Annotated in this window: 20 protein-coding genes; 7 read left to right on the top strand and 13 right to left on the bottom strand. The window is 68.8% G+C overall.

The genetic code is table 11. The annotated features are described in order from the left end of the window. Window positions 1–57: 57 nt before the first annotated feature. Window positions 58–930: a 1,4-dihydroxy-2-naphthoate polyprenyltransferase gene (locus E0H75_RS08830; RefSeq protein WP_131512679.1), complete on the top strand. Its 873-nt coding sequence runs from the start codon at window positions 58–60 to the stop codon at window positions 928–930. A gap of 630 nt (window positions 931–1,560) precedes the next feature. Here the strand turns inward: E0H75_RS08830 and cds1 are convergent. Then, on the bottom strand, window positions 1,561–2,679 hold the full coding sequence (cds1, locus tag E0H75_RS08825; protein WP_202872867.1) for an L-cysteine desulfhydrase Cds1: 1,119 nt from the start codon (window positions 2,677–2,679) through the stop codon (window positions 1,561–1,563). An 81-nt stretch (window positions 2,680–2,760) separates the two neighbouring features. Between cds1 and E0H75_RS08820 the strand changes: the two genes are divergently transcribed. The 3 genes from E0H75_RS08820 to E0H75_RS08810 are packed head-to-tail and all read left to right on the top strand — an operon-like array spanning window position 2,761 to window position 4,660. Then, on the top strand, window positions 2,761–3,120 hold the full coding sequence (locus tag E0H75_RS08820; RefSeq protein WP_131512678.1) for a hypothetical protein: 360 nt from the start codon (window positions 2,761–2,763) through the stop codon (window positions 3,118–3,120). Continuing rightward, on the top strand, window positions 3,117–4,136 hold the full coding sequence (locus E0H75_RS08815; protein WP_131512677.1) for a M48 family metallopeptidase: 1,020 nt from the start codon (window positions 3,117–3,119) through the stop codon (window positions 4,134–4,136). Before E0H75_RS08820 ends, E0H75_RS08815 begins: the two co-directional genes overlap by 4 nt. Before the next feature lie 38 nt (window positions 4,137–4,174). Beyond that, on the top strand, window positions 4,175–4,660 hold the full coding sequence (locus E0H75_RS08810) for a GNAT family N-acetyltransferase (protein ID WP_131512676.1): 486 nt from the start codon (window positions 4,175–4,177) through the stop codon (window positions 4,658–4,660). A gap of 66 nt (window positions 4,661–4,726) precedes the next feature. Here the strand turns inward: E0H75_RS08810 and E0H75_RS08805 are convergent, their stop codons facing one another. The 9 genes from E0H75_RS08805 to hemL form a co-directional block, all read right to left on the bottom strand. Next, on the bottom strand, window positions 4,727–6,289 hold the full coding sequence (locus E0H75_RS08805; RefSeq protein WP_131512675.1) for an MFS transporter: 1,563 nt from the start codon (window positions 6,287–6,289) through the stop codon (window positions 4,727–4,729). Between the two features lie 58 nt (window positions 6,290–6,347). Then, window positions 6,348–6,953, bottom strand: a complete 606-nt coding sequence (locus E0H75_RS08800) for a TetR-like C-terminal domain-containing protein (protein ID WP_131512674.1) — start codon at window positions 6,951–6,953, stop codon at window positions 6,348–6,350. A gap of 179 nt (window positions 6,954–7,132) precedes the next feature. Further along, a complete protein-coding gene (locus tag E0H75_RS08795; RefSeq protein ID WP_131512673.1) occupies window positions 7,133–7,384 on the bottom strand; it encodes a DUF4229 domain-containing protein in 252 nt (83 codons plus the stop codon). Window position 7,385: 1 nt separating this feature from the next. Next, window positions 7,386–8,411: a c-type cytochrome biogenesis protein CcsB gene (gene ccsB, locus E0H75_RS08790; protein ID WP_131512672.1), complete on the bottom strand. Its 1,026-nt coding sequence runs from the start codon at window positions 8,409–8,411 to the stop codon at window positions 7,386–7,388. Further along, complete coding sequence (gene resB / locus E0H75_RS08785) at window positions 8,408–9,994, bottom strand: cytochrome c biogenesis protein ResB (protein ID WP_131512671.1); 1,587 nt, start codon at window positions 9,992–9,994, stop codon at window positions 8,408–8,410. The genes ccsB and resB overlap by 4 nt, the downstream gene beginning before the upstream one ends. A gap of 1 nt (window position 9,995) precedes the next feature. Next, window positions 9,996–10,739 (bottom strand): cytochrome c biogenesis CcdA family protein, encoded by a 744-nt coding sequence (locus E0H75_RS08780; protein WP_131512670.1) that lies wholly within the window; start codon window positions 10,737–10,739, stop codon window positions 9,996–9,998. Between the two features lie 4 nt (window positions 10,740–10,743). Continuing rightward, a complete protein-coding gene (locus E0H75_RS08775; protein ID WP_131512669.1) occupies window positions 10,744–11,307 on the bottom strand; it encodes a TlpA family protein disulfide reductase in 564 nt (187 codons plus the stop codon). Next, window positions 11,307–11,930: a histidine phosphatase family protein gene (locus E0H75_RS08770; RefSeq protein WP_238162934.1), complete on the bottom strand. Its 624-nt coding sequence runs from the start codon at window positions 11,928–11,930 to the stop codon at window positions 11,307–11,309. The genes E0H75_RS08775 and E0H75_RS08770 overlap by 1 nt, the downstream gene beginning before the upstream one ends. Window positions 11,931–11,988: 58 nt before the next feature. Continuing rightward, complete coding sequence (hemL, locus tag E0H75_RS08765; protein WP_131512667.1) at window positions 11,989–13,311, bottom strand: glutamate-1-semialdehyde 2,1-aminomutase; 1,323 nt, start codon at window positions 13,309–13,311, stop codon at window positions 11,989–11,991. Between the two features lie 243 nt (window positions 13,312–13,554). On the opposite strand from hemL, the gene E0H75_RS08760 reads away from it, so the two are divergent. Beyond that, a complete protein-coding gene (locus tag E0H75_RS08760; RefSeq protein ID WP_131512666.1) occupies window positions 13,555–14,913 on the top strand; it encodes a lytic murein transglycosylase in 1,359 nt (452 codons plus the stop codon). A gap of 127 nt (window positions 14,914–15,040) precedes the next feature. On the opposite strand, the gene E0H75_RS08755 is transcribed toward E0H75_RS08760, so the two are convergent. Further along, on the bottom strand, window positions 15,041–18,718 hold the full coding sequence (locus tag E0H75_RS08755; RefSeq protein WP_238162893.1) for a S8 family serine peptidase: 3,678 nt from the start codon (window positions 18,716–18,718) through the stop codon (window positions 15,041–15,043). Window positions 18,719–18,889: 171 nt separating this feature from the next. Next, window positions 18,890–19,852: an LLM class F420-dependent oxidoreductase gene (locus E0H75_RS08750; protein WP_131512664.1), complete on the bottom strand. Its 963-nt coding sequence runs from the start codon at window positions 19,850–19,852 to the stop codon at window positions 18,890–18,892. Between the two features lie 109 nt (window positions 19,853–19,961). On the opposite strand from E0H75_RS08750, the gene E0H75_RS08745 reads away from it, so the two are divergent. Beyond that, a complete protein-coding gene (locus E0H75_RS08745) occupies window positions 19,962–20,627 on the top strand; it encodes a hypothetical protein (protein ID WP_131512663.1) in 666 nt (221 codons plus the stop codon). A 92-nt stretch (window positions 20,628–20,719) separates the two neighbouring features. Beyond that, window positions 20,720–23,863, top strand: a complete 3,144-nt coding sequence (locus tag E0H75_RS08740) for a glycoside hydrolase family 3 N-terminal domain-containing protein (protein WP_131512662.1) — start codon at window positions 20,720–20,722, stop codon at window positions 23,861–23,863. On the opposite strand, the gene E0H75_RS08735 is transcribed toward E0H75_RS08740, so the two are convergent. Then, window positions 23,853–24,053 (bottom strand): hypothetical protein, encoded by a 201-nt coding sequence (locus E0H75_RS08735; protein ID WP_131512661.1) that lies wholly within the window; start codon window positions 24,051–24,053, stop codon window positions 23,853–23,855. The genes E0H75_RS08740 and E0H75_RS08735 overlap by 11 nt on opposite strands. Between the last annotated feature and the right edge of the window lie 32 nt (window positions 24,054–24,085).

The raw sequence follows: 24,085 nt of genomic DNA, 5'->3' as shown, positions 1-24,085 counted from the left end.
TCCGAGCGTACGGCCCGGCTTCGGACCTCCGACTCGCGGCTGACAGAATCGACGGTCATGGCCACCCCTGCCCAGTGGATCGAAGGCGCGCGCCCACGCACGCTGCCCGCCGCGATCTCCCCTGTCCTCGTCGGAACCGGTGCGGCCGCGTACCTGGACGGCTTCGTCTGGTGGAAGGCCCTGCTCGCGCTCGGCGTCGCGCTGACCCTGCAGATCGGGGTCAACTACGCCAACGACTACAGCGACGGCATCCGCGGCACCGACGAGAACCGGGTCGGCCCACTGCGCCTGGTCGGCTCCAAGGTCGCCACACCGGGACAGGTGAAGACCGCAGCCTTCACCTGCTTCGGCGTGGGCGCCGTACTCGGAATCATCCTGTCCGCGACCTCCAACTGGTGGCTGCTGGTTGCCGGGGCGGCGTCGCTGCTCGGTGCGTGGTTCTACACCGGTGGGAAGAAGCCGTACGGCTACCGGGCGCTGGGTGAGGTCAGTGTCTTCCTGTTCTTCGGGCTGGTCGCCGTATTGGGCACGACGTACGTCCAGGCGGAGACGCTGAGCTGGACGGCCGTTGCCGGTGCGGTCTCGATCGGGTCGATCGCCTGCGCCCTCCTGGTCGCCAACAACCTCCGCGACATCCCCACCGACACCGTCACCGGCAAACGCACCCTCGCAGTGGTCCTCGGCGCCGCCAACTCCCGCCGCCTGTACGCCGCCCTCGTTGTACTGGCGTTCGTCCTGGCAGCCGTCTCCGCCATCGCCACCCCCTGGACCCTCCTGGCCTTCATCGCCATCCCGCTGGCCATCCAGTCCATCCGAGTAGTCCTCGGCGACGCGGTAGGCCCAGCCCTCATCCCCGTCCTCAAAGGCACCGGCCTAACCGAACTCCTCTACGCCACCGGCCTAGCCGTCGGCCTCGCCCTCGGCGGCTAGTTCAGCTCGTTCTCTGGCGGACCTGCGGCACTCACCAACGCGCCCGTGGACCGCGTGCGCACGCTCAGCCGAGGGCGAGCATCGGCAGCTGGCGAGGGTTACTGAGTGGTGCAGGTCCGCTCACCCCGGCGGCGCTTGGTGCTTACGAGGTGAGGTCGCCGCGGTCCTTGGCTGCTTCGATGACCTCGGCGAGCAGTTCGAGCCGTTCGTCTACGTCGGCGGCCTTCCGAATGGCACGACCCCGCCACCGGATACCCCCCCCCCGGCCAGATCACCGGCCCGCGTTCCCCAACAGACATCGCCGAGGTCCACCTACCACCCGGCGCCCGCGTCCCGCACCCGGCAGCATCATCCTCACCCGAGTCGAAACCCCATGAGCGTCAGCCACTCAGCCCATCGCGCTGTATGACCCAGGCGGCCGCGTGGGCACGGTGGTTGACACCGCCCACGCCACGGCCGGGCGCCTCACGCCGGTCCTGCAGTCGAACGCGAGCGGCAGCTCGCACACCCCGGTCGGCAGGCCGCACGCCGGTTCAGGTGGAAACGCAGTACGGCGGACACCCGGGCGACAGCCCGCAGGTGCGGCGGTAGACGCAGGGAAGGTATGGGTGGGCTGGGGGAGAAATCTCCCTACTCGCCTGGTTCGCGCCAGCGGCCGGTGGTGGCGAAGGTTTCGAGGGTGGTGGTGTACGGCGTGATGTCGATGCCGCTCGTGCGGAGCCAGGCGTCGTCGTAGTACGTGTTGCCGTAGCGCTCCCCGGAATCGCACAACAACGTGACGATGCTGCCGCGGACGCCGGTACGCCGCATCTCCGCGGCCAGCCGTAGTGAGCCCCACAGGTTGGTGCCGGTGGAGCCGCCGACCAGGCGACCGGTGACGCGGGAGCAGAAGCGCATCGCGGCGATCGAGGCGGCGTCGGGGACCGAGATCATCCGGTCGACCACGCCGAGGACGAAGGACGGTTCGACGCGCGGGCGGCCGATGCCTTCGATTCGGGACGGGCGGCCGGTGGAGTAGTCGTCGTCGCCGGCTTCGAAGGCGGGGAAGAAGGCCGAGTTCTCCGGGTCGACGACCGCGATCGAGGTGTCGTGCCGTTGGTAGCGGACGTAGCGGCCGATGGTGGCCGACGTACCTCCGGTGCCGGCACCGACGACGATCCAGCTCGGCACCGGGTGCTGTTCCAGGCGGAGCTGGTCGAAGATCGACTCGGCGATGTTGTTGTTGCCGCGCCAGTCGGTGGCCCGCTCGGCGTACGTGAACTGGTCCATGTAGTGGCCGCCGGTCTCCTCGGCGAGCCGCTTCGCCTCGCCGTAGATCTGGCCGGACCGTTCGACGAAGTGGCAGCTGCCGCCGTAGAACTCGATCAGCTCGACCTTCTCCGGGCTGGTCGAGCGTGGCATCACCGCGACGAACGGCAGCCCGAGCAGGCGGGCGAAGTACGCCTCGCTGACCGCGGTCGAGCCGCTGGAGGCCTCGATCACCGTGGTGCCCTCGCCGATCCAGCCGTTGCACAGCGCGTAGAGGAACAGCGACCGGGCCAGCCGGTGCTTGAGCGAGCCGGTCGGGTGCACGGACTCGTCCTTCAGGTACAGGTCCACGCCCAGCGCGTCCGGCATCGGGAACACGTGCAGGTGGGTGTCCGCGCTCCGGTTCGCGTCGGCATCCACGATCCGGATCGCCTCCGACACCCAGGCGCGCGCCTTGTCGTCGCGCCGGTCCACCTCACGGCACACGTCAACCTCACTCATGCGGGCCAGGCTAGGACCAATGGCGCGATTTGAGTATTCCTACGCTCTGCAACCGGGGTCCCGGACGGAACGATGGTACGTATGGTGCCCCTGGGATTCGAGCCGCACTTCTCCACCGGCGAGATCGTGCTGATCGCCACTGTCGTCGTCGCCTTCGGAGTGTTCAGCGCCCTGCCGGCGACGGCCACGCTGGCGGCGGTCGGCTACCGCAGAGGCTTCCGCCACCCCGGATGGAACGCCTTCTGGTACTGGCTGTGGGGCACCGCAATCGCGCTGGCCGGCGTGGTCGGCCTCCTCTTCCTGCACGCGTCCTGGTGGTCCGTCCCCCTGAGCTGGCCGCTCCCGCTCCTGCTCGCCTGGATCCTCAATCCGAAGGTACGGCGACCCGGGAGCGAGCTAGGTTGGACGGACACGAGGCCCAGTCAGCAGGGGGAACGATGAGCGAGAACGAAGAGCGCCCGACCCGGCAGCGGGTCACGCTGACCGACATCAGCTCGCGGGCGTGGGAGCACCCGGCCGACCGCGGCGCGCTGGTGGCGCTGCGGCAGCTGAAGGGCTTCGACTTCATGCTGAAGAAGATGTCCGGCCTGATCAACGAGCGGGCCTTCCGGCTGCAGTTCCTCGGATCGGCGATCCGGGTCGACGAGCGCCAGTTCCCTCGCGTGCACCGGCTCTACACCGAGGCCGGCAGCACCCTCGACGTCCGCCAACTGCCCGAGCTGTACGTCGTCAACAGCCCGATCTGGAACGCCGTCACGATCGGTATGGACAAGCCGTTCATCGTCGTGAACAGCGCGCTGCTGAAGGGTATGGACGAGGAGGAACTGCGCTTCATCCTCGGTCATGAGCTCGGCCACGCGCAGAGTGGGCACGCGCTCTACCAGTCGCTACTGTTCTGGCTGATTCGGCTGACCGGCGCGGTGAACTGGATGCCGATCGGCGCGCTCGGAGTCCGCGCGATCATCGCCGCACTGCAAGAGTGGTCCCGCAAGGCCGAGCTCTCCGGCGACCGGGCCGGCCTGCTCGCCACCCAGGACCCGGCCGTCGCGCTCCGCGTGCAGATGAAGCTGGCCAGCGGCGGAGAGCTCGGTGAGCTCGACACCACGGCGTTCCTGGCGCAGGGCACGGAGTACGAGAGCGCCGGCGATCTGCGCGACAGCCTGCTGAAGCTGCTGCTGCTCGAGGCGCAGTCGCACCCGCTGGCCGTCATCCGCGCGCACGAGCTGCGGCGCTGGGTGGACGAGGGCGAGTACACCACGATCGTGTCCGGCACCTACCCGAAGCGCCAGGACGACGCCACCGCCTCCATCTCTCAGGAGGCCAAGAACGCCGCCAAGTCGTACGCCGACACCTTCAGCCGCTCGCAGGATCCGCTCGCCAAGTTCCTCCGCGACCTCGGCGACGGCATGGGCGGCGTCCGCGACTGGGTGTCCAACAAGTTCCCGCCGAGAAACTGACTGGCGCCGGGCACTCGTCTGCGGGGATTCTGTCCGTCGTGATCGAACTACAGGACATCGGGCCTGACGACTGGAAGCTCTGGCGCGAACTACGACTGGCGGCGCTGGCAGACACACCGTCCGCCTTCGGTTCGGTGCACGCGGACTGGGTCGACGCGCCGCAGGAGCGGTGGCGCGAGCGGCTGACCCTGCCCGGCGGCTACCAGGTGATCGCGAGTCTCGACGGTACGGCGGTCGGCATGGCCGGCGGACTGCCGGCCGACGACGAGCCCGGTGTCGCCGAGCTCGTCTCGATGTGGATCGCCCCGCACGGCCGCGGCCAAGGCGTCGGTGACGCACTGATGGCGGCGATCGAGAGCTGGGCTCGTAGTACCGGCGCCCGGGTGCTGGAGTTGGCGGTTGCGGACGGCAACGAACCGGCCCGCAAGCTCTATCTCCGCAACGGATTCACCGATTTCGGTGCGCCCGGCAACCTGATGCCGGACGGCGTCCGGATGGAGTTCTGGCTGCGCAAGCAGCTCTGACGTACGACGAAGGGCCCGCTTCCCCTCCTCCCGTGGAAAGCGGACCCTTCGAGTTCTCGGGCTGGATCAGCCCATGTGGACCGGACCGTTCTGGTTGTCGGTGGCCAGATCCTTGTACTTGACCGACAGACCGACCAGCGTGACCACGGCCGCGCCGAGCATCAGGAACGTCGACCACAGGAACGCGCGGGTGAAGCCGTGCGTGGTGGCGACCGCCGTGAACTGGCCCTCCAACTGCTTCAGCTGGGTCGGCGACTGACCGGACTCGGCCGCATTCTGCAGCCCCGGAGCCAACTCGGTGAACTTGTCCTTGATCGCGTTGGTGGAGATCGTGCCCAGCAACGCCAGGCCGACCGCACCACCGATCTGCTGGACCGTGTTCAGTACGGCGGAGCCGACACCGGAGTCCTCGTTCGCGACGCCACTGACCGCGGTCAGTGTGAGCGGCACGAAGATCAGACCCATGCCGAACGACAGCAGCAGGATGAACGGCAACAGATGGGTCAGGTACGACGAGTCGACCTCGAGCTGACTGAACCCGAACATGCCACCCGAGACCAGCACCGCACCGGCACCGGCGATCCAGCGCGGATCCATCCGGGCGATCAGCGCCGAGGCGACCTGCGCGGCCGCCACGATGCCGAGGCTGAACGGCAGGAACGCGAAGCCGGTCTTCAGCGCGCTGTACCCCATGATGTTCTGCACGAAGATGCCCAGGAAGTAGAACATCGAGAACATCGCCGCGCCGACCACCAGCATCACGAAGAAGCTGACTCCGCGAGTCCGGTTGGCGAGGATCCGGAACGGCATCAGTGCGTGCCGCGACCGAGCCTCGATCAGCAGGAAGGTCGCGATCAGCGCCAGGCCGCCGAGGATGAAGGTCAGCGTCACCGGGTCACCCCAGCCGTCCGAGGCCGCGTGGTTCAGGCCGTAGACCAGACCGGCCAGACCGATCGATCCGGTGATCGCACCGGGCAGGTCGAACTTCCCGCTCTGCCGGGCCGACTCGCCCAGGTAGCGCAACGCCAGCACCGCCACGATCAGGCCGATCGGCGTGTTGATGAAGAAGGTCCAGCGCCAGGACGCCTCGGTCAGCGCACCGCCGAGGATCAGTCCGACGGCCGCACCGGCCCCGGACATCGCGGCGTACACCCCCATCGCGCGGTTGCGCTCTTTGCCGGCCGGGAAGGTGGTGGTGATCAGTGCCAGTGCGTTCGGCGAGGCCGCCGCAGCGGCGAGACCCTGCAGGATCCGGCTGGCCAGCAGCACGCTCTCGCTCTGCGCGATGCCGCCGATGAACGACGCCACACCGAACAGCACGACGCCGAAGATGAACACCTTGCGGCGGCCGAGGATGTCCCCGATCCGGCCGCCGAGCAGCAGCAGACCGCCGAAGGCCAGCGCGTAGGCGTTGACCACCCACGGCAGCGAGGCGTTGCTGATGCCCAGATCGGTCTGGATGTGTGGAAGGGCGATGTTGACGATGGTGCCGTCCAGCACCACCATCAACTGCGCCATGCTGATCAGCGCGAGCGCGATACCGAGGTTCCGGTGGCCGTGGGCGGTCTCCGTCACCGCGTCCACCGGCCGGCCCTCGGGCGGATCGGCTTTGACGACGTCTTCGGACATAGAACTATTCCCCTCTTGGGCGTAACTGCGTTGTGGTCGCGGACCGGCCCCTCACCGGTCAGCTCGCCTGCGACCCCCGCGCCGCAGGCAGAATGACGTTGTCGATCACTCGGAGGATCAGGTCGTCGGTCGGCTCGACACCGAGCAGGAAGGCGTGGTGGATGATCACCGCCGGCAGGGTGTTGGCCAGCAGTTCGACGTCGACCGCCGGGCTGACCTCGCCACGGTCGATCGCCCGCTGGTAGATCGTTGCCACCAGCCCCAGCCGCGGCGCCAGGAAGCGCTGCTGGAACGCCTTCTGCAGCTCGGCGTCGTGCTGCAACGCGGTCAGCAGCCCGGCCATCACCGACATCGGCATCTCGTCGGTGAACCCGCCGGTGCCGCACGCCAGCGAGATCAGGTCACCGCGCAGGCTGCCGGTGTCGACGTTGTCCGGCATCGGGCATCCCTTGGCCCGGCTGATCGCGTCCACCACGAGCTCGGCCTTGCTGGTCCAGCGCCGGTACAGCGTCGCCTTGCTGGCCTTCGCCGCCGTCGCCACCGCGTCCATGGTCAGCCGGTCGTACCCCAACTCGGCCACGAGCGTGACGGTCGCAGCGAGGATCTCTTCCTCACGACCACCCTCGACCCGCGGACGGTGCCGCACTCCGGCTGTCTCGACCATGATCACCCTGTGTGAGTTCGTAGTAGCAGATAGAACGAAACGGTTTCGTTCTATCCACGACTCTACGACTCATGTGAAGGGATGCACAAACGATTTTGCCAAGAACCTGGCCGTGGCCTAGGTCACTCTCCGTACCAGTTGAACCAGTGGTACGCCGTTCCCCCGCGGAGTGAGGTGGGTCAGTCGTCGTCTTCGGCGGAGCGGGCCTGTTCGATCCGCTGCGACATCTTCGTGGCCCGGCGTTCGATCTGGCCGGCCAGCCGCTCGCGGGCGGCGCGCAGAACGAAGATCGACAGGATCGAGGAGACGATCAGTGCCAGCAGCAACAACGGGAAGACACTCAGCCGGGCGTTCAGCGCGAACCACAACACGGCGAAGCAGACCGCGAACAACGCGGCCCGCAGGCCGGTGTAGATGGCGAACTCCTTCATGTCACACCCCGGCGTAGGAGTGCATACCGGAGACCAGCAGGTTCACTCCGACGAAGTTGAAGATGAACACGAACCACCCGATGATCGCGATCGTCGCGGCGTTCCGGCCGCGCCAGCCCGCGGTCGCCCGCGCGTGCAGGTAGGCGGCGTACACCACCCAGGTGACCAGCGACCAGACCTCCTTGGGGTCCCAGCCCCAGTAGCGGCCCCAGGCGTACTCCGCCCAGATCGGCCCGGCCACGAGCACGCCGAAGGTCCACAGCGGGAACGCGAACGCGAGCACCTTGTACGCCGTACCGTCCATCGCCTCGGCACTCGGGAGCCGCCGCAGCGACGCCGACATCGTGCCGCCGGCCAGCACCCGGCGCTCCGCGCGAGCCTTGACCAGGTAGAGCACGGACGCCAGACCGCCGATGGTGAACGCACCACCGGAGATGGCGGCCGCGGACACGTGGATGACGAGCCAGTACGAGTGCAGCGCCGGCACCAGCGGACCGGCCGGGGTGTAGAGCGCGAGCGTCGCGAGACCCAGGACGGCGGCGACCACGAGCGTCACGCCAAGACCCAGCCACTGCAGCTTGTAGCGCTGCACGAAGATCAGGTAGACGGCCGCGACAGCCAGCGACGCCGTGATCGAGAACTCGTACATGTTGCCCCACGGCACCCGCCCCGCGGCGAGGCCGCGGGTCACCACACCCGCGAGGTGCAGCACGAACGCCAGGTAGGTCAGCGTCAGCCCGATCCGGCTCGCCGCCTCCATCCGCTCCGTCCCCGGCACGGCCGCCTCGGCCGAAGCAGAGCCAGCCGAAGCGGTGCGGGTCGAAGCAGGGCCGGTCGAAGCAGTGCCTGCGGTGACCGCTTCGCCACCGGACGCGACCAGAACGTCTTGCTTGACCTCGGCGTCCTTGACCACGACGGCGCGGCCGAGCGCCCACTCGAGCGCGTGCGACATCATCGCCAGCGCGTAGATCACCGTGGCGGTCGGGACGACCAGGTTGGAGACGTGCGCGAAGGTCTCCGCACTCATGGCTGCTCCTGGGTGCTCGATCGGTCGGGTTCTGGTTTCAGGCTGTCGGTGATGGCCCGGATCTCGTCGCCGAGCCCGCGCTCGGGTCCGCGGTCCAGACCCGCGACCTCGACAACGGTACGCCCGTCCTCGGTGCGGACGCGCACCCAGGTACGCCGCGGGTGCACGAACAGCGAGCCCATCAGGCCGAGGATGGCCAGCAGGATGCCCCCCAGCGCCAGATTCGTGCCCGGGGTGTGGCTGACCTGCAGCTTCACCCAGCGGCTGTAGCCGTCGAAGGTGATCGATCCGGCCTTGTCCGGCAGCGTCGTGGTCTGGCCGGGGGCGAGCTGGAAGCGCAGCTTGTCGCCGTCCTTCTCGAACTGGGTCAGCTTGGACTTGTCCAGCTGGTACACCGACTCCGGCTTCCCGGTCTCCGGCTGCGGGCGGCCGTAGTACCCGGTCATCACCAGGGCCGGGTTCAGGTCGTCGGGGAAGACCGAGACCGGGCCGCGCTGGTCGATCACCGCGGTCGGCAGGAAGAAGCCCTCGAAGCCGAGTTGCATCGGCCGCGCATCCGGCGCCTTGATCACGCCGAACGACGAGAAGTTGCTGTCCTGCGGCAGGAACGGCGCCGGCCCGGAGAACGCGACCTGCCCGTTGCCGTCCCGCACCGTGACCCGCGGCGCGTAGCCGTGGCCGAGCAGGTAGATGCTGCTGCCGTCGAGCTTCAGCGGGTGGTTGACCTCGAGCTGGTACGACTTCTCCGGCGCGTCCGGCGTCTCCTGGTAGCTCAGCTGCGCCTTGAACTCGCGGGCCGCGCCCTTCTGCGGACCGTCCTGCTGGAACTTCACCTCGAAGTCCTTGACCGTCAGCGAGAACGGCGGCAGGTTGTCGCCGTTGAACACCCGGCCCGGCGCGAAGTCGTCGTACTGCGCCAGCGAGTTCGCGAAACCGTTGCCCACGACAACCAGGACGGTACCGCGGTAGCCGAACAGCGAGCCCCAGGCGACGCCGATCAGCGCCAGGATCAGGGAGAAGTGGAAGAGCAGGTTGCCCGCCTCGCGCAGGTAACCACGCTCCGCGGCGACGGCTCCGTCGTACGCCTGGACGCGGAACCGACGGCGGCTCAGCTCACGGGTGGCGGTCGCGAGGAAGTCGCCCTCGGAGTCGATGGTGAAGCGCTGGTAGCCGGGCAGCCGGTTCAGGTTCCGCGGCGGCTTCGGCGGGCGGGCCCGGACCGCCTTCAGGTAGACGCCGAGCCGGGGCACCACACACCCGATCAGCGAGATGAACAGCAGCAGGTAGATCGCCGAGAACCAGGGCGACTTGTAGACGTCGAAGAGCCCGAGCTTGTCGTAGAACGGGCCGAGCTTCGGATGCGCGGTGAGGAAGTCCGACACCTTGATCGGGTCGATCGGCGTCTGCGGGATGAGCGATCCCGGCACCGCACCCAGCGCGAGCAGGAACAGCAGCACCAGCGCGGTCTTCATCGAGGTGAGCTGGCGCCACATCCAGCGCAGCCAGCCGACCAGGCCGAGCGCGGGCGGTTCGTTCCCGGAGCCGCCGGTCGGTGCGGTGATGTGGTCCTTGACCTCGGTCACCTCACACCGCCGACCCGAAGTTGGCGACCCACTGCCTCAGGTCCGCGGTCATCGAATCCCACACTCCCGTCAGCAGCAGCAGTCCCACCGCGATCATCAGTACGCCGCCGATCCGGATCACCAGCACCTGGTGCCGCCGGACCCACGCGACGGCGGACAGCATCCGCCGGAACGCCAGCGCCGCGACGATGAACGGAATGCCCAGCCCGAGGCTGAACACCAACGCCAGCGTCGCACCCCGCCCGGTGCTGCCCTCGGTCGCGGCCAGCGTCATCACGGTCCCGAGCGTCGGACCGATACACGGCGTCCAGCCGAATCCGAACAGTACGCCGAGCAGCGGCGCGGCCGCGATCCCGACCGCGGGCACGCGATGCACCCGCACGTCCTTCTGCAGGAACCCGAACCCGCCGAGGAAGACCAGTCCCAGTACGACGGTCAGTCCGCCGAGCACCCGGGTGATCGCGGTCTGGTGCTCGATCAGCAGGTCTCCGGCGGTGCCGAACAGTACGCCGGTCAGGATGAAGACCGCCGAGAATCCCGCCACGAACAAGGCGGTCCCGGCCAGCATCCGGCCGCGCTGCTTCGAACCGAGCTCGGCCGCGGACAGCCCGGTGACATAGGACAGGTAGCCGGGCAGCAGCGGAACGACGCAGGGCGAGAAGAACGAGATCGCGCCGGCCAGCACCGCGATCGGCAGTGCCACCAGCATCGAACCCGTCATCGACTGCGCGAACCACTCACCCATCAGGTCAACCGGCGTCCTTCACCATGCCGAGCAGCGTCTGCTTGGTCACGTCGCCGATCACCCGTGCGGCGACCTTGCCAGTCTTGTCGATCACCAGCGTGCTCGGGATCGACGCCGCCGAGATCTGGCCGCGGAAGCGCAGCAGCGACTTGCCGTTCGGGTCGTACACACTCGGGTACTGCACGCCGAACTCCTGGACGAACTTCTTCGCCGGCGCCGGGTCGAGATCACGCGTGTTCAGGCCGATGAACTGCACCGACGGACCGAGTTCCTTGTTCGCCGCGACCAGGTCCGGCGCCTCCTTGCGGCAGGGCGGGCACCACGAGCCCCAGACGTTCAGCACGACCACCTTGCCCAGGTGGTCGGACAGCGTCCAGGTCTTGCCGTCGAGCGTCGTACCGGTGAAGGCCGGCGCCGGCTTGCGGTCGGCCGGGGCGAAGACCGACACGTTGTGCGTCCCGCTCACGAATCCCGCCTGGCCCTGCCGGTTCTCCGCGGCCTGCTGCCCCGACGAGCACGCGGTCAGCGCCAGCAACAACCCGGCCACCACGGCGGCCGCACGCTTCATCACGCGCCCCCGACGAACTTCTTCGGGTTCTTCACCGGCAGCAGGTCTTTGGCCGGTTCGGCGTACCCGACCGAGACGATCGACTCGCCGTGGAAGGTGAACGACGTCAGGCTGGCCAGGCTGCACTGGCGCTTGCGCGGGTCGTGGGGCAGCCGACGGCCCTCGATCGCGGACCGGACGATCCAGATCGGCAACTGGTGCGACACGATCAGCGCCTCGTGGCCGGCGGCCTTCTGCCGGGCGGTCTCGATCGCGTCCCGCATCCGCCGGACGATCTGCTGGTACGGCTCGCCCCAGGACGGCTTGATCGGGTTGCGGAGCAACCACCAGGCACTCGGGTTGCGCAGCGCACCGTCGCCGACACCGAACTTCTTGCCCTCGAACAGGTTCGCGGCCTCGATCACCCGCTCGTCGATGTCCGGGGTCAGCCCGAACACCGTGGCGATCGGCTCCATCGTCTCCTGGGCCCGCTCCAGCGGCGAGCTGACCAGGTGGACGATGTCGCGACCCTTCACGGACTCGGCCACCCGCTCGGCCATCGCCCGGCCCAGTTCGGACAGGTGGAAGTCGGGGATCCGGCCGTAGAGCACACCGGTCGGGTTGTGCACCTCGCCGTGACGCATCAGGTGCACGACCGTCGTTTCGGTCACCGCTGCCCTTCCATCAATTCGGTACAGCCCTTCAGTGTTGTACGGCGGCCGCCGCCGCTGCCGCAGAGGCCAGGGCGGACTCGAGCTCGGCCAGGGCGTCGTCGTCGATGGCGGCGCTGACGAACCAGGCCTCGAAGGCGCTCGGCGGCAGGTAGACGCCGGCGTCCAGCATGGCATGGAAGAACGCCGCGAACCGGGGCAGCACCTGGGCGCTCGCTCCGGCGAAGTCCCGGATCTCGGCAGGTCCCTCCGAGGACTCCACGAAGAAGACGCTGAAGAGGTTCCCGGCCGCCGAGATGACGTGCGGCACACCTTCCTTGTCCAGCGCGGTCGAGACCAGCCGCTGGATCGTGGCCGACGTCTCGTCGAGCTTCGCGTAGACCTCGTCGGTGGCCAGTCGAAGCGTGGTCAGGCCCGCGGTGGTGGCGATCGGGTTCCCGGACAAGGTGCCGGCCTGGTAGACCGAGCCCTCCGGAGCCAGGTGCGACATGACGTCGGCCCGTCCGCCGAACGCCGCGGCCGGGAAGCCACCGCCCATCACCTTGCCGAACGTCATCAGGTCGGGCTGTACGCCGTCGACGCCGTACCAGCCGGAGCGGGTGATCCGGAAGCCGGTCATCACCTCGTCGGAGATGAACAGTGCGCCGTTGTCCTTGCACGTCGTGGCCAGGAAGGCGTTGAAGTTGTCGCGGGGCGGTACGACGCCCATGTTGCCGGGTGACGCCTCGGTGATGACAGCCGCGATCTGGTCGCCGTACTCGGCGAAGGCGGCGGAGACGGCGGCCTGGTCGTTGTACGGCAGCACGATGGTGTCGGCCGTGGTCGCCTCGGTGACACCCGGCGTACCGGGAATGCCCAGCGTCAGCACGCCGGATCCCGCCTGCGCGAGCAGGGCATCGACGTGCCCGTGGTAGCAGCCGGCGAACTTCACGATCTTCGCCCGGCCGGTATACCCGCGGGCCAGCCGGAGCGCCGACATGGTGGCCTCGGTGCCGGACGAGACCAGCCGGACCTTGTCCACCGGGGTCCGCCCGACGATCTCCTCGCCGAGCAGTACTTCGGTCTCGGTCGGCGTCCCGTACGACGTACCGCGGGCGACGGCGGCCTGGACCGCGGCGGTCACCTCCGGGTGGGCGTGGCCGAGCAGCATCGGGCCCCAGGAGCAGACCAGATCGAGGTAGCGATTGCCGTCGACATCGGTAATGTGACATCGATCACCCGATGCCATGAATCGCGGTACGCCGCCAACGGCGCGGAACGCTCGTACGGGAGAATTGACCCCGCCCGGCGTGACGGCGGACGCCCTGTCGAAGAGGCTGGCGGACTGTTCTGTGTGGTCGGGCACGGCCGCCATTCTCCCCGACCGGCCAGGCGGGCCGATGGGCGGGCAGGCCGGTTCGTTCCCGCCGGGGGGTTCACAGGCGCGTTGTTACGCGCCAGTATGGGTACCCGGTAACCCGACGTAGATGGTCTGAGTTCGGTGCGTAACCCACGCACGGACTGGACGTTAGACCCAGTACGACGGCAACCGACAGACGAAATCAGATGTCCGCAGCGTGGGGCTGGGCATTTCGATGAGTCACGGAGGGGATCATCGATGGCGAAGGGCAAGCGCCGCGCCACGGGTAGCGGGTGGCGTCAGGTGGCGCCGCTCATCCCGCTGGCGTTGTTCGCGAGCGCATTCACCGTCAGCGCCACGGATGATCCGGCGATCGCCACGGCGTCGCTGGAGCAGGGTCTGTCCGGCAAGAGTCCGGTCGTCGTACCGAAGCAGCCGATCGCCGAGCCGGCCAACGTGCCGGTGCCCGGTGTGGTCGGCCACGGTGTCGATCCCGGCGAGCAGCCGACCCAGGTCGTCTCCGGCCTGTCCCGCAACGGGATCCCGAACGCCGCGTTGAAGGCCTACTCCCGGGCTCAGCAGGTGATGGCACAGGTCGATCCTGCCTGCAACCTGCCGTGGACCCTCGTGGCCGCGATCGGCCGGGTCGAGTCGAACCACGGCCGCTTCGGAGGCAACGCGCTGAACTCCCAGGGTGTCGCGGTGCCGGGCATCTTCGGCCCCCGGCTGGACGGCGTGAGCACGGCCAAGATCAACGACACGGACGCCGGTGCGTTCGACGGTGACGGCGCCTTCGACCGCGCGGTCGGGCCGATGCAGTTCATCCCGGGCACCTGGCGCTCGATGGGGGTGGACGGCGACGGCGACGGCGTGCGGAACCCGCAGGACATCGACGACGCGGCCATGTCCACCGCGGTGTACCTGTGCTCCGGCAAGACCAACCTGTCCAAGGCCAGTGATCTGAACTCGGCGATCCTGCGCTACAACCACTCCCAGCAGTACGCCGATCTCGTGATCAGCATCGCGAAGGCGTACGCCGGTGGCAGCTGGATCGCGGTCGGCAACGGGACCGAGAGCGACGGCCAGGGCATCGACACCGCCGGCGACCAGGTCGGCGACCCGACCATCGACGCCCCGGCCGACAACAACCTGCCGCAGGCGAGCGACCTGCCCACCTACCCGGGCGCGGCCAAGCCGACGACCGGACCGGTCCAGGGTGGCGACGGCAAGCCGGGCACGCAGCCGACCAAGACCCCGCCGGGCAGCAAGCCGACCACACCGGGCGACAAGCCGTCGACGGACAACCCGACCACGCCGACGCCGAAGCCTCCGACGTCTGGCAAACCGCCGGCGCCGGGCGTCGCAACCCTGCAGACGGCAGCCGGCCTGATCGTCGGCACGGTCGGCAGCACCTTGACCGAGCTGACCAAGGCGACGCAGTACTGCCAGGCGGAGATGAAGAAGGTGACCATCACCTCGCCGACGCAGGACCAGTTGCAGAAGTGCGTGACGGCCTACCAGACCGGCGGCACCGCCGCCGTCGAGCAAGTGATCCGCAACCTGCTGTCCCTGCTCGGACTGCTGGGCGTTCTCGGTGGAGGCATCCTCGGGAGCTGATCCACACAGACCGGCGCGCCTGCCCCCACCCCTCCCTTGGCGCGCCTCTGGCGACGCCACGGAGCAACTCCCCCCGGCTTCGTGGCGTCGCCCCTTTGTGAACGATCAGAACACTGCATCGATCACATCACTGGACGAGCCAGGCGTTCTCGATCGTCTGGCTGAGCTTGTTCCCGACCAGATCGGTCGCCGTGACCCGGAGGCTTGCCGCCGACGCTCCCGCTGGTGCGGCCGGGATCCGCGCTGTGACCGTGCCGTCGAGTCCCCGCGGGAGCAGCGTGAGTCGTTGCCAGGTCGTCCCGTCGTACGAGATCTCGGCGGTGGTGCGGAAGATGCCCAGGCCGTGCACACCCGGTTGGTACGCCGGCTTGAGCTGCAGCCGGTCGCCGGCCCGTTGGTAGTCGACCTGGACGAGTGGAAGCACCGATCGCCCGCTGGTCGGCTTGGACAGGAAGTGCCACTCGGTGTGGGTCGCGGTCGAGGTCTTGGCCCAACTGCTCGGACCACGCTTCTGGTCCAGCGTCAGGTCGTACCAGGCCGCCTTGGCCGGCACCGTGAACTGGCCGACCGACCAGTCCTCGCTGCCGAGTTCGACGCCGTTGCTGCTGAGCTTCATGCTCGTCGTGTCACCGCGGTCGCCCCAGCCATAGATGGTGCGATCACCACTGACGTACTGCGGGATCGCGAACCGCAACGCGTTCTCGTACCGCGCCGGAGGCCAGCCCTGCACCTCGTTCCCGGCTCCCCCTCCATCCGGAACGGCGGGACGCGTCAGCGACTCCCACCAGCCACGGTCCGCCGTCTCGTTCCGGCGGTAGCCGCGGGCGATCGTGTACTCGAAGCCGGACTCGTTCCAGTCCCCCGCCGACGTCTGCTCGTCCCACAGGACGCCCTTCACGTCGCTGGCGAGGTAGTCGGTGCGCGTGACCGGTCCGGTCACGCCACGGATCGAGCTCAGGCCGGCCGGTACACCCGGCAGGTGTGCGATCCGCTCGTCGTTGTGCAACTTGAACGCGTCGTTGCGCTGGAAGTCCGTGGTCACCACAGCCGGCCGCATCTTCGCGACGTCATAGGTGAGCGGGCCGCGGACGACGGACGGCCCCAGGACCACGTCGTACCGGTAGGTGCTGTCGCGCAACCCGTTCAGCCGCATGGACACCGGTCCCTTGGCCAGTACGTCGAGCAACTGCCGGCCTTGCTCGGCACGCAGCAGATAGAACGGGACGCCCTGGTTGGAACTCGTCGACCAGAAGCCAGAGATCTCGTTGTACATCAGGACGAACTTCGCCCCCGCCTGCTTGGCCGCGGTGATCTGCGCCGCCGTCTGACTGGAACCCCGAAACCGCAACAGAACCGCGGCATTCTTGGCCCCGGTCAGCTCAGCCGCCGTACCGTCGCCGCCGTTCACCAGCGGCAGCGTCGTGCTGCCGACGTACGACGAGTCGAACGTCGTCTCGCTCGGGGTCGGCAACCGGAAGGCCCCGTCCACGCCGCTGACGTCGGCGGTCAGTTCGGGCTGGGCGAGATCCCACCGCTGCACGACCTGGAAGGTGCCGTTGGCAACCTTCCCGAAGTCCTGCACGTAGATGCCGCCGGTGGCCCGTTGCGGCACCGTCCAGCCGGACACCGCGTCGCGGGCGCCGACGTTGCGGTGCCAGGCGAACCCGACCTTCTGCGCGTCGGCCGGACGCGGGGTCTTGATGGTGACCTTGTTCGCGGTCCGCGCGTCGAAGCTGAACGTCCGGTCGCCGTCGATCCACTCGTCCGGATCACCGAGCAACGAGTACGAGTTGGACCAGCCTGCCTGGTCGGCGCCGACGACGAAGACCATGACGGCGTACCGTCCGGTCGGTACTTCGAGGGTCCGGCTGCCGGTGGCACTGTCGAAGGCGACCACCTTCACGGCGCCGGTGTCCTGGTTCCACAGCTGCACGCCGCTGGACCCGCCCTTGAGGCTGGCAGGTTTGCCGTCGCGGCCGATCGCCTTCACAGTCACGGAGTTCAGCCGCCCACCGGCCGCGAACCCGAGCCCGGTCCGGTACGACACGTGGCCGCTGCGGGCCGTGAGGACGCCGGTGTACTTGGCCGGTTGGGTCTTCGCGAGGTCGATCGTGACCGTGGCGGACGCCGTACCGCCGGCCGGGATGGTCAGCCGCGCGGGGCTCACCGTGACCGCTGCGTTCACCTTGCCGGGCGACTGCGCGCCGACGCTCAGGTCCAGCGTCACCTTCCGGGTGGAGTTGTTGCGGTAAGCAACCGTGCGCCCGACCGGCGCCGGGGCCGTCGTACCGCTCCAGGAGAGATCACCGAAGAACAGGCTGGCCGCGTCCGGCAGAATCGCCGGGTCGAGCGCGTTCGGGATGTCGATCCGGCCGAGGCCTTGCTGGGCGGGGGTCGCGTCCTTGGACGGCACCGCTGTCGCGGCGAGCACGGCCTTCAACTGCTGGCCCGACCAGTCCGGGTGCCGCTGGGCCAGGATCGCGGCGGCGCCGGCCACGTGCGGCGTGGCCATCGAGGTGCCGCTCAGCCTGGTGTAGTACTGGCCGAGCACGTGGCCTTGTTCGGTGCCGGCCGCCCGGGCGGCCGCGATCTCCACGCCGGGCGCGGTGACCTCGGGCTTCAGTGCACCGTCGCCGAGCCGCGGCCCACGGCTGGAGAAGCTCGCCAACTTGTCGTCACGGTCGACGGCACCCACGGTCAGTGCCTCCGACGCCGCACCGAGAGAGCTGACGGAGTCCTCCGCGCCGGCGTTGCCTGCGGCAACGACGAACAGGGCACCACTCGACTTCGACAACCGGTCGACGGCCTGGCTCATCGGGTCGGACCCGTCAGACGGCTTGCCGCCGAGGCTCATGCTGACGACCTTCGCGCCCTGCTGGACCGCCCACTCCATGCCGGCGATCGCCTCGGAGTCGAGACCGTGGCCGCTGTTGTCGAGCACCTTGCCGATCAGCAGGTCGGCGCCTGGCGCGACTCCCTTGCGCTCACCGTCGGACGCCGTACCGAGGGCGGCGACGATCGACGCGGTGTGGGTGCCGTGGCCGTGCAGGTCCTGGACCGGCTGGTCCGGGACGAAGCTCTGGGATGCGACGACCTGCTGGGCGAGGTCCGGGTGGCCCGCGTCGTAGCCGGTGTCGAGCACGGCCACCTTGACGCCCTGGCCGTCGTACCCGGACCGCCAGGCGGTTGGGGCACCGATCTGTTTCGTGGACTGTTCGAGGGTCGCCTCGGTCCGCCCGTCGAGCCAGATCTTGGCCACCTGGCTGCCGGACCTGAAGGTGGTCGGGCCGCTGATGCTGTTCCAGAAGGTCTTCGCGCCGGCCTTCTCCACGCTGACCGCGGTGCTCCCGACGCTGGGGAGGGTACGGCGTACGGTCGCGGCCTGCGGGGCGGCCGGCGTACTGCGCAGGGTGGACGGCGCGGCCAGGAGGAGTGGCAGTTCGTCGCTGCTCGCGTCGTCGTACCCCTGCTCGACCAGCTCGGTGAGGTTGAAGAGGCGCTCGTCCAGGCGACCCTCGCTCAGGAGCGGGTACGCCGCGGCGGGGACCACGCTGAGCTCGCCGTCGAAGCTGCCGAAGTAGTACGGCTCGTCGCCCGCCAGGTGGGCCGAGACCTGGCCGTTGGAGCTCGTGGTCAGTTCGGCGACGTCACCGGTCACCAGGGTGATCCGGTGGGTGCTGCCGGCTGGTGTCGCCGGAGCGGTCGTGGCTCCAGCGTGGGCCGGGGTGGTCGCCAGCAGCAGGGAACTGGCGACCACCACCGTCGCGAGCAGGCCCGAGGTGAGGCGTGGCAATCGAGTAGTCACGGGGCGGTCCTCCCGATGCCCCGACGCTCGCGAGGCCATCCTCGCGAGCCTGTCAGTTGCCCTCAGCCCGGTCCACCGATGCCGATGACGGACTCCCGCCATGGCCGGTTCTGGTCAGGGCCGCAAGTACCTCCGGCCGCACCGTGCGGCCGGGACTCCGCAGGCTCCGGCTCAGGCGAAGCGCTTGGTGACCTGCTCGACGCGGTCGACCAGGTCCAGGTCGTACGCGACGCCCGGGACGTAGAAGATGACGTAGTCGGCGCCGGCCTCGAGTGCCGCCTCGACCTTGTCCGCGATCTCGTCCTCGGTCCCGATCAGGTTGTCGTTGTCGAACTTCTCCCGGTTCATCGGGCCGAGGGCCTTCTCGGTCGCCTTCGCCGGGTCGTCACCCTTGTCGATCGGGAACACGTTGAAGCTGGTCGACTTGATGATGTCGTCGTAGTTCCGGCCGACCCTCTCGCAGTGCGCGCGCAGGATGTCCGCCTTCTCCTTGATCACCTGCGGGTTGCCGCCGCCGATGTTGGCCGCGTCGCCGTACTGCGCGACCAGCTTCAGCGTGACCTTCGGGCCACCGCCACCGATCCAGAACGACGGGTGCGGCTTGCGCACGCCCTTCGGCTCGTTGATCGGTTCATTGATCGAGTAGTGCTTGCCGTTGTAGACCGGCTTGTCCTCGGTCCACATCTTGTAGATGATCTCGGTGGCCTCCCGGAACGCGGCCATCCGCGGCGGGATGTCGGTCCACTCGTAGCCGTAGGCCTTCCACTCGTGCTCGTACCAGCCCGCGCCGATGCCGGCGTACAGGCGGCCGTGGCTGGCGACGTCGACGGTGGACGCGATCTTCGCGTACAGCGCCGGGTTGCGGTATCCGTTGCAGCCGACCATCTGGCCGATGTTCACCCGGCTGGTGTCGCGGGCCAGCGCGGCCGTCGCGCTCCAGCACTCGAAGGTGGTGTTGTCACTGGGCTCCGGCACGGTGTGGAAGTGGTCGAACAACCAGATCGAGTCCCAGGACTGCTCATCGGCCCGCTTGGCGACGTCGGTCATCGCCTCCCACTGCTCCACCGGATCCGCGATCTGAGCCAGATCCATCTTCCAGCCCTGCGGTACGAAAATCCCGAAACGTGTAGTCATGCGCTCATCCTTTCCGGCCGCGCCGGTCAGGGTCCATCACTCTGGCTACTGAATTCGTTCTCAATCGGACCACTCCAACTTCTGAATCCCGTCCGGCGTCGTACCGCCCGTGACCAAGTTCGACGATCTGTTCACCACCGCCGCACCCCTCATCGCTCGCGGAGACCATCAGCGCGACGAACCTCCCCGCGAGGGCGGCCGCTGGCCCGTCAGCGTCGTACTGCGTCCTCCGACCGACAGCGACCTCGCGCAACGCCTGGACGCCGTCACCACCGAGGCGGCGGAGCTGGCCGGCCCGGGCCACTGGCAGACCGGCCAACTGGGATCGGCCCACCTCACTGTCCGCGCTCTCGAGGGCTACCGCGCCACCATCGCCCCGGACGACCCCGCGATCGAGCGCTATCTGGCCGCCGTACGGCGGGCGACCGCCGGCCTGACTCGCTTTCGTGTCACCGGTCTCACCCTGACCCCGGGGTCGGTGATGGCCTGCGCGATCCCGCTCGACGGAGCAGCCGACGCCTTCCTGGACCGGTTCGCCACCGAGCTCGGCCCCGACGACTGGTTCGAGCGCCCGCACTGCCGCCGTGACATCTGGTATCTCAACCTCCTCCACTTCACCTCCGAGATCCCGAACCCGCTGAAGCTGATCGACTGGGTCGCCGAGCGCCGCACCACCACGATCGGCGAGATCGAGATCGCGGCACCTGAGCTCGTTCATTTCTGCCTTCAGGACGGAGATCGCGCGCATATGCGCCCGATCGTGAGAGCGCTCTAGTTCCGGAACCGGTGAGGCCTTGACCGGGTGAGGTGGCTGGTTGAGAGTCGGGGCCGACGCGGGTGTGAGGCTCGCGCGTTGGGGAGGTCGCGATGCGTGGGTTCCGGCGGGTTGCTCTGGTGGTGGCCGGGGCGCTGGTGGTGGGAATGGCGCCGTTGCAGGCAGTCGCCGACGACCCGGCGCCGATCGTGCTGGCCGCGTTCGAGGGGGCGGAGCCGTTCGCGTCGCCGCCGAACCCGGGGATCTTCGGCTGGGGCAGCGACGCCGACGACCCGCCGACGATGGAGCTGCAGGCGCGCGCCGACGCCCCGTCCGGCGAGAAGGTGCTGCACGGCACCTACAACATCAGCGGGTACGGCGGGTTCAGCCACGACGTGACGTTCGACCAGAACCCCGGCGACTGGTCCGCGCACAAGGGCATCCGGTTCTGGTGGTACGGCCAGAACACCGCACCGCTGCCACCCGGCTCCGGCAAGCGGATCTTCTTCGAGATCAAGGACGGCGGCGCCAACGCCGAGGCCTCCGAACTGTGGAACACCAGCTTCACCGACGACTGGCAGGGCTGGCACCTGGTCGAGATCCCGTTCAGCGACCTGGTCTACCGCGCCGACTACCAACCGGTCGGCGGCATCGACCAGGTGCTGAACCTGACCCAGATGTGGGGCTACGCGATCACCATGCCGGTCGGCTCCCCGGGTGAGTTCGCGATCGACCAGGTCGAGGTCTACGGCAAGGCCGACCCCGCACTGAAGGCGAGCGTCGTCACCGATGCGGGCGTCTACCCGGTCAAGGAAGGCGGCACCGCCCAGGTCAAGATCTCCGTCGCGACCACCGGCAGTACCCCACTCGAGGAGCCGGTCACCGTCGACTACCGCACGGGGACCGGATCCGCCGGCGCCGACGACTACAACCCGGTCACCGGCACGGTCACCTTCCCGGCCGGTACGGCGTCCGGCACCGCGCAGACCGTGGCCGTCACGACCCGGAAGGACCGCACCGCGGAGGCCGCCGAGACGATCCCGCTCGAGCTCACCGTCACCGGCGCGAAGGCACCGTCGACCCAGCCGGTCGTCGTGATCAACGCCCACGACCTGCCCTACCTCAACAGCAAGCTCCCGGTGAAGAAGCGGGTCGCGGACCTGCTCGCCCGGATGACGACGGCCGAGAAGGTCGGCCAGATGACCCAGGCCGAGCGCAACGCGCTCCGCTCGCGCACCGACATCGCGTCGTACGCGCTCGGTTCGCTGCTGTCCGGTGGTGGCTCCGTGCCGACGCCGAACACTCCGGCCGCGTGGGCGGCGATGATCGACAACTTCCAGCTGAACGCCCAGGCCACCCGGTTGCAGATCCCGCTGATCTACGGCGTCGACGCGGTGCACGGGCACAACAACGTGGTCGGCGCGACGATCCTGCCGCACAACATCGGCATCGGCGCGACCCGCGATCCGGACCTGGCCCGCCGTACCGGCGAGGTGACCGCGACCGAGGTGCGCGCGACCGGCATCCCGTGGGACTTCTCGCCGTGCGTCTGCGTGGTCCGCGACGACCGCTGGGGCCGGGCCTACGAGGGGTACGGCGAGGACCCGGCGCTGGTCCAGTCGATGGCGACCGTGATCACCGGCATGCAGGGCAAGGCGGACGGCAGCCAGCTGGCGCAGAACACCCGCGTGCTGGCGACCGCGAAGCATTTCGTCGGCGACGGCGGTACGACGTACGGGTCCTCGACGACCGGTAGTTACAAGATCGACCAGGGCATCACCGAGGTCACCCGTCAGCAGTTGGAGACGCTGCACCTGGCACCGTTCGGAACCGCCGTGGACCTCGGGGTCGGGGCCGTGATGCCGTCGTACTCGAGTGTCGCCATCGACGGACAGGCCCCGGTCAAGATGCACGGCGACGGCGAGTTGATCAACGGCGTACTCAAGCAGCGGATGGGCTTCGACGGGTTCGTGATCAGCGACTGGCAGGCGATCGACCAGCTGCCGGGCGACTACGCGAGCGACATCCGTACGTCGATCAACGCCGGGCTCGACATGATCATGGTGCCGACCAACTACCAGGGCTTCACCCAGGGCCTGACCGACGAGATCGGCGCCGGCCGGGTGCCGATGACCCGGGTCGACGACGCGGTCCGGCGGATCCTGACCGAGAAGTTCAAGCTCGGCCTGTTCGAGCACCCGTACGCCGACACCACGCACCTCGCCGACATCGGATCGGCCGCACACCGCGCGGTCGCCCGGGAGGCGGCGGCCAAGTCCCAGGTGCTGCTCAAGAACGACGGCAACCTGTTGCCGCTGGCATCCACCTCGAAGGTCTACGTGGCCGGCAGCAACGCGAACGACCTCGGCAACCAGATGGGCGGCTGGAGCATCACCTGGCAGGGCGGCTCCGGTCCGACGACCACCGGTACGACGATCCTGGACGGGATCAAGCAGGTGGTGCCGACGGCAACGTTCAGCGCGGACGCCTCGGCTCCACTGGAGGGTCACGACGTCGGCGTGGTCGTCGTCGGCGAACGCCCGTACGCCGAAGGGATCGGTGACGTCGGCAATGGTCACGACCTGCTGCTGTCGGACGCCGACAAGGCCGCGGTGGACAAGGTGTGCGGCGCGATGAAGTGTGTCGTGCTGATCGTGTCCGGCCGGCCGCAGGCGATCGCCGACCAGCTCGGCACGATGAACGCCGTGGTGGCGTCGTGGCTGCCGGGCACCGAAGGCGCCGGGGTCGCGGACGTCCTGTTCGGCAGGCGCCCGTTCACCGGTCGGCTGCCGGTCAGCTGGCCGCGTACGGAAGCGCAGGAGCCATTGAACGCCGGTGACGCCTCCTACGATCCGCAGTACCCCTATGGTTGGGGTCTGACCACCCAGGCGACGGCTCGGCAGAAGCTGACAGAAGCCCGGAACACCCTTCTGCACAAGCATGATCCGTACGCGCTGGCCGCTGCGGTCGCTGCCTCGGTAGCTCTCCAGGCGAAGGACTGGTCAGGGCCCCAGGCAACTATCGCTCTCGCCGCTCTGACCCAGTCCGCCAAGTACCTCGAGCGCACCAAGGCGGACTCCTTCACCGAGGGCGATGCGGTGGTCGGCGCGGCCCGCTGGATCGCGCAGAACCACATCGGACAGAATGTCACCGAGCCGGCGTCCAAACTCACGTCGGACGCCGAGCACCTGCTCCTGACCGGACAGCTGAGTGCCGCCGTCAGCAAACTGACGGCGGCCTCGAGGCTCAGCGGATGATCTTCGCGGCGGCCGGACGGGCGACCTTGTCGACGTTCGTCCGCGACATGGCCATGTCCTCGGTGAAGCCCCGGGCCATCCGTTCCGAGACCCGCTTCCCCTCGGTCGACGTCGGTCCGCAGTACGTCTTCGGCAGGATGCCGCGGTCGACCTGCTTGATCCATTCGCCACCGGGATCCGCAGCGGCCACCTGCTGGATCGTCAGCAACTGCAGTTCGAACA

This window comes from Kribbella capetownensis, from assembly GCF_004331485.1.
GTDB lineage: Bacteria > Actinomycetota > Actinomycetes > Propionibacteriales > Kribbellaceae > Kribbella > Kribbella capetownensis.
This window is presented reverse-complemented; position numbering and strand designations above follow the sequence as displayed.